This is a genomic window from Streptomyces sp. NBC_00122 (assembly GCF_045160845.1).
GTDB lineage: Bacteria > Actinomycetota > Actinomycetes > Streptomycetales > Streptomycetaceae > Streptomyces.
Map to the genome: position 1 here is coordinate 252,555 of NZ_CP108192.1, position 7,546 is coordinate 260,100.

At 69.6% G+C, this 7,546-nt stretch carries 6 protein-coding genes; 4 read left to right on the forward strand and 2 right to left on the reverse strand.

Going from position 1 to position 7,546, the window contains the following annotated elements; all coding sequences use genetic code 11:
- Window positions 1-97 precede the first annotated feature (97 nt).
- The 4 genes from OG737_RS35110 to tpg all read left to right on the forward strand — a co-directional run bounded on the left by OG737_RS35110 (window position 98) and on the right by tpg (window position 5,187).
- Complete coding sequence (locus OG737_RS35110) at window positions 98-1,354, forward strand: ParA family protein (RefSeq protein ID WP_328930771.1); 1,257 nt, start codon at window positions 98-100, stop codon at window positions 1,352-1,354.
- A complete protein-coding gene (locus OG737_RS35115) occupies window positions 1,351-2,262 on the forward strand; it encodes a ParB/RepB/Spo0J family partition protein (RefSeq protein WP_328930772.1) in 912 nt (303 codons plus the stop codon). Before OG737_RS35110 ends, OG737_RS35115 begins: the two co-directional genes overlap by 4 nt.
- Before the next feature lie 123 nt (window positions 2,263-2,385).
- Window positions 2,386-4,629 (forward strand): telomere-associated protein Tap, encoded by a 2,244-nt coding sequence (tap, locus tag OG737_RS35120; protein WP_331723546.1) that lies wholly within the window; start codon window positions 2,386-2,388, stop codon window positions 4,627-4,629.
- Between the two features lie 3 nt (window positions 4,630-4,632).
- Complete coding sequence (gene tpg, locus OG737_RS35125) at window positions 4,633-5,187, forward strand: telomere-protecting terminal protein Tpg (RefSeq protein WP_328930774.1); 555 nt, start codon at window positions 4,633-4,635, stop codon at window positions 5,185-5,187.
- Between the two features lie 137 nt (window positions 5,188-5,324).
- On the opposite strand, the gene OG737_RS35130 is transcribed toward tpg, so the two are convergent.
- Window positions 5,325-5,798 carry a MarR family transcriptional regulator gene (locus OG737_RS35130; RefSeq protein WP_328930775.1) on the reverse strand — a complete coding sequence of 158 codons (474 nt, stop codon included), beginning with the start codon at window positions 5,796-5,798 and terminating at the stop codon, window positions 5,325-5,327.
- Complete coding sequence (locus OG737_RS35135) at window positions 5,795-6,511, reverse strand: hypothetical protein (RefSeq protein ID WP_328930776.1); 717 nt, start codon at window positions 6,509-6,511, stop codon at window positions 5,795-5,797. Before OG737_RS35135 ends, OG737_RS35130 begins: the two co-directional genes overlap by 4 nt.
- Between the last annotated feature and the right edge of the window lie 1,035 nt (window positions 6,512-7,546).

A 7,546-nucleotide genomic window follows, 5' to 3' on the forward strand; every position in this document is an offset into this window, starting at 1 on the left:
CCCTGTCGCGCATCCAGAACCGGAAACACGCCAATTCGTTAGCAAAACTCAAGCGTGGCGCCCACGCGCACCCACAGACGTTAGTAAAGTCCCTCTCATGACTTCGCCCTCGTCTCAGAGCGACCGAGAGAAGGTCGTCTCCAAACTCCCCCCGTGGCTGCGCCAGGAGTTGAAAATCCGCACCGCCCAACTGCGGGTGGACATCCAGGACGCCGTCCACCAGGGGATCGCCCACTGGAGCGCGCTCGCCTCCGCCCCCTCCCCCGTCGACACGTCCGGCGCCGAATCGTTCTCCACCTGGCTGCCCGCCGGCCAGTGGGAGTCCTTCCGCACCGACTCCAAGGACCGTGGCGTCTCCCTCATCCAGGGACTCGCCCAGGCCGTCAGCCTCTGGCTGGAGATGAACCCGGCCCCCACGGTCAAGCGGCCCTCCGTCGTACGCCGCATCATCGTGTGCAACCAGAAGGGCGGAGTCGGCAAGACCGCCATCACCGCCGGCACCGCCGAGGCCCTCGCCGAGGACACCTCGACCCTCCACCCCGTACGCGTCGCCCGCCAACTGGCCCGCATCACGGCGGACGAGGACCACCAGCCGGACCTGGCATCCGCCCCCCTGGACCTGGAGGACCTCCCGGGCCTGGGCATGCGCGTCCTGCTCATCGACTTCGACCCCCAGGGCCACCTCACCAAGCAGCTCGGCCAGCAGCCGCTCCCGATCGGCGGCGACAGCCTCACCTGCCACATGGCCGGCGAGGCCAAGGGACCGCTCTCCGACCTGATCGTCCCCATCGCGGACGACCGCTTCGGCGACCGGCTGCACATCCTCCCCGCCTGCACGGACGCCTTCCTCCTCGACGTCCGCCTCTCCACCGTCCGTGCCCGCGAGGCCGCCCTCGAACGCGCCCTGGCCCCCGTCGAGGCCGACTACGACGTCATCCTCGTCGACTGCCCCCCGAGCCTCGGCCTGAGCATGGACGCGGCCATCTACTACGGCCGCCGCCGCGACACCGAACAGCCGGGCGCCTCCGGCGCGCTGATCGTCGTACAGGCGGAGGACTCCTCGGCGGACGCGTACGACCTCCTCACCTCCCAGATCAACGACCTGCGCGACGACCTCAGCCTCGACATCGACTACCTCGGCCTCGTCGTCAACCTCTACGACGGCCGCCGCGGCTACATCGCGACCTCCTCCCTCCAGGCCTGGATGGACATAAAGGATCCCCGGGTCGTCGCCGTCGTCCCCGACCTCAAGGAACAGCGCGAAGCGGTCCGCGTGAAGCAGCCCCTCTTCGTCTACGCCCCCAAGGGCGACCAAGCCGTCGCCCTGCGCGCCCTCGCCCGGGAGATCTCATGAGCAGCAAGGCCGACAAACTCGGCGTCTCGGCTTCCTTCGCCCGGGCTCAGCCGGCGGGTGTCAGCTCCCGCCGCGCGGCGATCGCGGAGGCCACCGGCGCGCCCACCTCGGGGGTGGTCCCGCCGTCCGAGGTACCCATCGACGCCCTCGCCCACAACCCGTTCAACCTCCGCGAAGACCTCACGGAGCTCGAAGAACTGGCGGCATCCCTCACCGCCCGGGGCCAGCTCCAACCCCTCGCGGTCGCCACCCGCATGGCCTTCATGGAGGCCCACCCGGGCACCACCGACGGCCTGGGCCGCGCCCCGTACGTCGTGATCGACGGCAACCGCCGACTGGCCGCAGCCCACCTGGCAGGCCTGAAGACCATCCAGATCCACGTCAACGACTCCCTCTCCACCTCCGCGGCGGACATCCTCGAATCGGCCCTGATCGCCAACGTCCACCGCGTGGACGTGGCCCCCATGGACCAGGCCCGCGCCCTCCAGGAACTCGTCGACGTCCACGGCTCCCAGGCCCAGGTCGCCAAGCGCCTCGGCAAGACGGCGGCCTGGGTCTCGCAGCGGCTGACCCTCCTGAACCTCACCCCCACCCTCCAGGAGAAGGTGGAGACGGGCGAGCTCAAGGTCGAACCGGCCCGCCGCATCGGCCGCCTCCCCCAGGAGGCCCAGGAGGCCGCCGCGGACGAGAGCATTAACGCCGTTAATCCCCCCCGCCAACGAACGGCCCCCGTTAACGGCGTTAACGCCGTTAACGCCCCGCCCGCCCCGCCCGCCCCGGCCCCTACCCCCGCCCCCCGGATCTCGATTTCCACGATCTCCCCGGAAACGATCGCGGACGCGCTCACCGCGCACCTCACCCCGGACGACCTCAAGGCCGTCACGGAACTCCTCATGCTGCGCATTTGAGCTGGGCATCTGAGGCACCACCCACGCCGGGGGCGCTGACGGCATTAACGCCGTTAACGCCCCCACGTGCGTTTCATGTGCGTTCAGCGGTGCGATTCACATAGGCTCTGGGTGGAGGTACCGATGCCGAACAACCGAAACACCCACCCCGACGCCAACGAGCAGGAAGGCCTCTTCGCCGCGGTCGACGCCCTGCTCGAAGAGGTCGCCCAGGACCCGCTCCCCCACCCGGACGAGCGCAAGCGCCTGCGCGAGGCCGCCGGCCTGAGCCAGGACCAGATCGCCAAGGCCCTGACGGTCCGCCGCGAAACGGTGACGTCGTGGGAAACCGGCCGCACCTCCCCCCGCCCTCCCAAACGCGCGGCCTACGCCCGCCTCCTGGAGGGCCTCTCCACCCTCCACCCCGTTAACGGCGTTAACGCCGTTAACGCCACCGCGCCGCAGCCCCCCATGCCCACCCCCATGGCCCACGCCGAAAGCACAGCGCTGCCCACCCCCGCCCCCGAAACCCCGGCGCCCGTGGCGCAGCCCGAACCCCCCACCCCCCACCCGGGGTCCGGGGCGGAGCCCCAGTTCCGGGAAGGGGCGGGTAGCGGAAGAGCGCCGCAGGCCCCCACGCGTACCCGCACCGCACCCCCCACCCCCCACCGGAGCCCCGGGCCGAAGTCCCAGCCCCCCACACCGACCACGCCCCCGGCAGGGAACGGCCCCCTCGCCGTCCTGGACGGCGCCGGCCACGCCCACACCACCGGCGGCCTCATCCTCGACCACCCCACCACCGGCGGCCTCCCCTCCCTCATCTCCTGGGCCCTGGGCCCCGCCGCCGACCTCCGCTCCCCCCGCCTCCACCGCAACGGCAAGGACGGCGACCCCCTCCTCGTCCTCACCCCCGCCGCCACCGAGGCCCTGGGCCTCCCCCTCACCCTCGAAGACCGCCGCGCCCTCCGCCTCCCCGACAACCACCCCACCCTCAAGCAGCTCGCGAAGAGCAAGTGGCAGCTCACCCGCCGCGGCTTCGGCCCCTGGGCCCGCGTCTACCGACCGGCCACCCCCACCACCGGCCGCCAGTGCGTCCAGCTCGCGGTCCTCCCGTGGGGCGCCCTCGACCCCCGCGCCTGGGGCGAGGACACCGCCGACCTCCCGGCCCCCGAACTCGCCGAGCTGCTCAGCACCTACGCCTCCCGCGTCCTCACCCCCCGCGGCTCCACGGCCGTCACCGGCCTCGAACTCATGACGGCCCTCCGTCCCCCCACCCGTGCCGCCCGCAACGCCGAGACCAACACCTGGGAATCCGCCCCCGTCCCCGGCTCCCTCACCCGCCCCGTCGACCCGGCCCCCCCGGAGGCCCCCGACGAACACCCCGTGGTCGCCTCGCTCTACCCCCGCTCCCACCAGCGCACCCCGGACCAGGTCCTCGACGAAGAGGCCTACGACTGGATCCGCGACCCGGAGCTCCTCACCGACGAGGAGTGCACCCGCACCCACGCCGTCGGCATCGACGTCAACATGGCCTTCGCCGCAGCCGCGAACCGCCTCACCGTCGGCCTGGGCCCCGCCACCCACACCAAGAGCCCCCGCTTCGACCCGACGGCTCCCGGCTGCTGGTTGGCGGACCTCTCCTCGATCTCCCTCGACCCCCGCCTGCCCAGCCCCTTCACCCCCCACGGCAAGCCCCCGACCGGCCCCGCCTGGTACGCCACCCCGACCCTCGCCTACGCTCAGGAACTCGGCCACGAGGTCCACCCCACCGAGGCCTGGCTCCGCCCCGAGTGCGGCCCGTACCTCGACGCCTGGTACACCCGCCTCCGCGACGCCTACATGGCCACGATGGCGGACCTCGGCGTCACCTCGGCCATGCCCGAACCCGAGTTCCTCAAGGCGATGACGACGCACAAACAGGACGCCCCCATCCCCACAGCGGTGCTCTCGGCGATCAAATCCACCGTCAAGGGCGGCATCGGCAAGCTCCGCGAACGCCCCCAGGGCGCCGGCTACCGCCCCGGCGAGCGCTGGCCCGCCCTCGAACGCCCCACCTGGCGCCCCGACATCCGCGCCGCCGTCATCTCCACGGCCCGCGTGAACATGCACCGCAAGATGAACAAGCTCGCCACGACAGCCGGCCTGCACCCCATCGCGGTCCTCTCCGACTGCGCGGTGTACCTCTCCGACGGCCCCGGCCCCCTCGACTTCCTCCCGCGCACCCCCGACGGCAAGCCCCTCCCCGGCGGCTTCCGTCTCGGCGTCAGCCCCGGCATGGTCAAGCACGAGGGCACCCAGCCCCTCCTGTGGGCCGTCGGGATGCTCGACGAAGGCCTCAACCCCGCCCGCCACATCAAGGGCCACGACGCAGCAGCAGACGGCGAGTAACACATGTCCGACATCTCCGACAGCCTGACCAAGGCCGACGAACAGCACTTCACACGCCCGATCCCCAAATCCGCGGGCGCCCAATTCCGTTTCCTGCTCAAACAGCTCAAATCGACAAAGGCCGTGGCAACGACGCTCGGCATCTCCCAGCGCACCGTCGAGCGCTACGTCAAGAACCAGATCAAGCAGCCCAAGCCCGAACTCGCCGCCCGCCTCGAAGCCGAGGTACGCCGCCGCTGGCAGCCCCTGGTGCGCAAGCGCGCCCGCGACAAGGCGGCCAGGACCACCGGCCTGGTCATCGAGACCCGCGCCCGCTTCGGCTTCACCGCGGCCCCCGGCACCACCGACGACGGCCGCATGCGCCGCATCACCCAGCACCTCCCGCCGGAGTACGCGGGCCGCCTCTTCGCCGCCCAGGAGGCCGGCGCCGCCGAGGCCCAACTCCGGCAGATCGCGGCCGAAGCCCTCCAGGAGATCTACTTCAAGGACAACGGCGCCCGCGCCACGAGCCTCCTGGTCGAGTTCACGGACATCGACTACGTGGACTTCGCCTTCTGACCAAGCGCCAGGAGACCCCAGGGCCCCAAACAGCCCTCAGAAGCCCTTCCCGGCCCCTCCTGACCCCTCAAAACCCCAAAGGGTCCCGGGCATATCCCGGGACCCTCATTCACCCCTCACAAGCCCGCCTAGGCGCTTCACCCCACGGCGTGCAGCGTCCTCCGCCGCTTCGACTCCGCAGCCTTCTTCGCCGCGGCCTGCGCGGCCCGCTTCTGACGCTGCTCGGCCAGCTGGTCCTGATACGCCGCCACCGCCTGGTGGTAGCTGGCGACATACCCCCGCGCGTCGAGCCGCTCCTCGGCCGCCATGTCGTTCACGGCGGCGACAGCGTCCTCGAAGGAGTTGTACCCGGCCAGCATGGGATTGATCTGGTACACACCGTTGCGGACCTTCCGCACCAGCTTCGCGAGCTCCAGACTCCGCAGAGCCGCGTTGACGCTCGGCCGGCTCAGCTCCAGCAGCCCACCGACGGTGGCCTGGTCGATGAGGATCCGCCCGCCCGGCTCGCTCAGCGAACGCAGCTTCAGCAGCACACGGTAGGCCGCAGGCGGAAGGTCGAGGTCGGAGAGAAGCCCGTCGGCGTTGACCGCAGCGAATCGCAAGGTGCTCACTGAGCTGTCCCTTCTTCCGTGCGCTTCGCCCGGCTCAGCCGACGCGCAGCGCGCTCTTTGGCCCGTTCGGCCCGCAGTTCCTCGATGGCCTGCCGCATGTGGTCCAGCGACGGGAACCGCACCAGGTCGGGCAGGCTCGTGTCGCTGCGGATCTGCGAGATGGTGCTGTGCTGCTCCACCTTCACGAACTCACCCGTCATCTCCGTCCCCGGGATGAACTCGGCCACCCGGTAACTGTAGGGCGGGTTGAACTGGTACACACCCCGCCGCACCTTGAAGACGATCCCATGAGACATGACGGTGTGCAGTGCCTCCGACGTCTTTGTCCGACTGACGTCAAGGATGGTAGCCATCTCCTCCTGCGTAAGAGGAATCCGCCCCCCCGCTCGCTGGCACGCGATGAGCAGCAGGATCAGCCTCAGCGGCAAGGCTTCCCGGAAGTACTGGGCGATAACCAGGAAGAACTCGAGACTGTCCATCGAGAACGCATTCGGCTGATTCTGCGTCCCGTAGAACTCCAGCGGCTTGCGCTCGCCGTCCAGCGTCAGCTTCCGGCTCGGGTACCGCTTCGCCAGACTGTCCAGGTCCTTGACCGGAGCCAGCGGCTGACTCCACGCCGAGATCGCATCATCAACGGGGAGATCAGGACGCGGCGCACCCGCCGGACTCCGCCGACGCCGTTGTGGCTCTGATGACACGAGGCTGCTCTCCACTTCGTTGATCTGCAGGGAGAGTATGTCAACAAGGGTGACACAAGTGTCACGCTCATTGACGTTCGGCGTGTCTTATGTCCCCCCAGCAGGGACACATCTCGGCCACCCCCTCCCCGTCGGCTTCACGCCAGCCCTCACCCAACCCCACCCATCCCCCCAGCAGTTCGCCGACACATCCCCGCTAAAACGTCAGCCGCCCCGACGTTTTAGCGCAAATACCGTCAGTCTCGCTGACGTTTTGCGCTCGTTCTGTCCCCCTAGCAGCGACACATCCCCCCAGTTATGTCCCTTCTGAGGGGACATAACTTTCCCCCCGCACCCGCCCTGACCTGCGGCAACGCATCTCCGTACCTTATATAGGCCGTCTCCTGCCGCGCTGCGCGCACTGAAGCCCGTCTCCAACCCTCCGCCACCCGAACTTCCTGACGCCCCATCACTTCCCAGAACTCCCATCGAACCCCCACCCAGTCCCCCAACCCCCCAGGCAATCTGACCGATTCCCATCTTTATCCATGCATCACTTTGAACCACCCCCCTCGCCTACCCGTTAACGGCGTTAACGCCGTTAACAACCACCACGCACCAAGAACGAGGGGCTCTTCCCCAAACGCCTGTAAGCCCAACCAAGCAAGGTCTCTCACTCCTCACCACGCAGCGCTGAGCCGCCCTTAGCAAAGTCGTTTGATGAAGCGAAGCCGGACTAAAACCGTCTAGAGCAAAACAGAGGACACTAGCCCAAAAGCCGTCCGCAGCGAAGCGGAGGACACCGGCCCGAAGGGCCGGCTCTGGCTCGGCGAAGCCGAGCCCCGCCGAGCGCAGCGAGGCGGTTCATTGCTCCGGAGCGAAGCGGAGGAGCAAGGCTCCGAAGGAGCCTCGGCCGAGCTCAGCGAGGCCGGTCTCTCCTCAGCGCGCAGCGCTGAAGTACTCGGAACAGCCAAGCACCGCGAGGCAAGGGAGCGAAGCGACCGCCCCGGCCGAAGGCCGGCCTCGCCGAGCGCAGCGAGGCGACTCTCTGTCACAGCGCGCAGCGCTGTG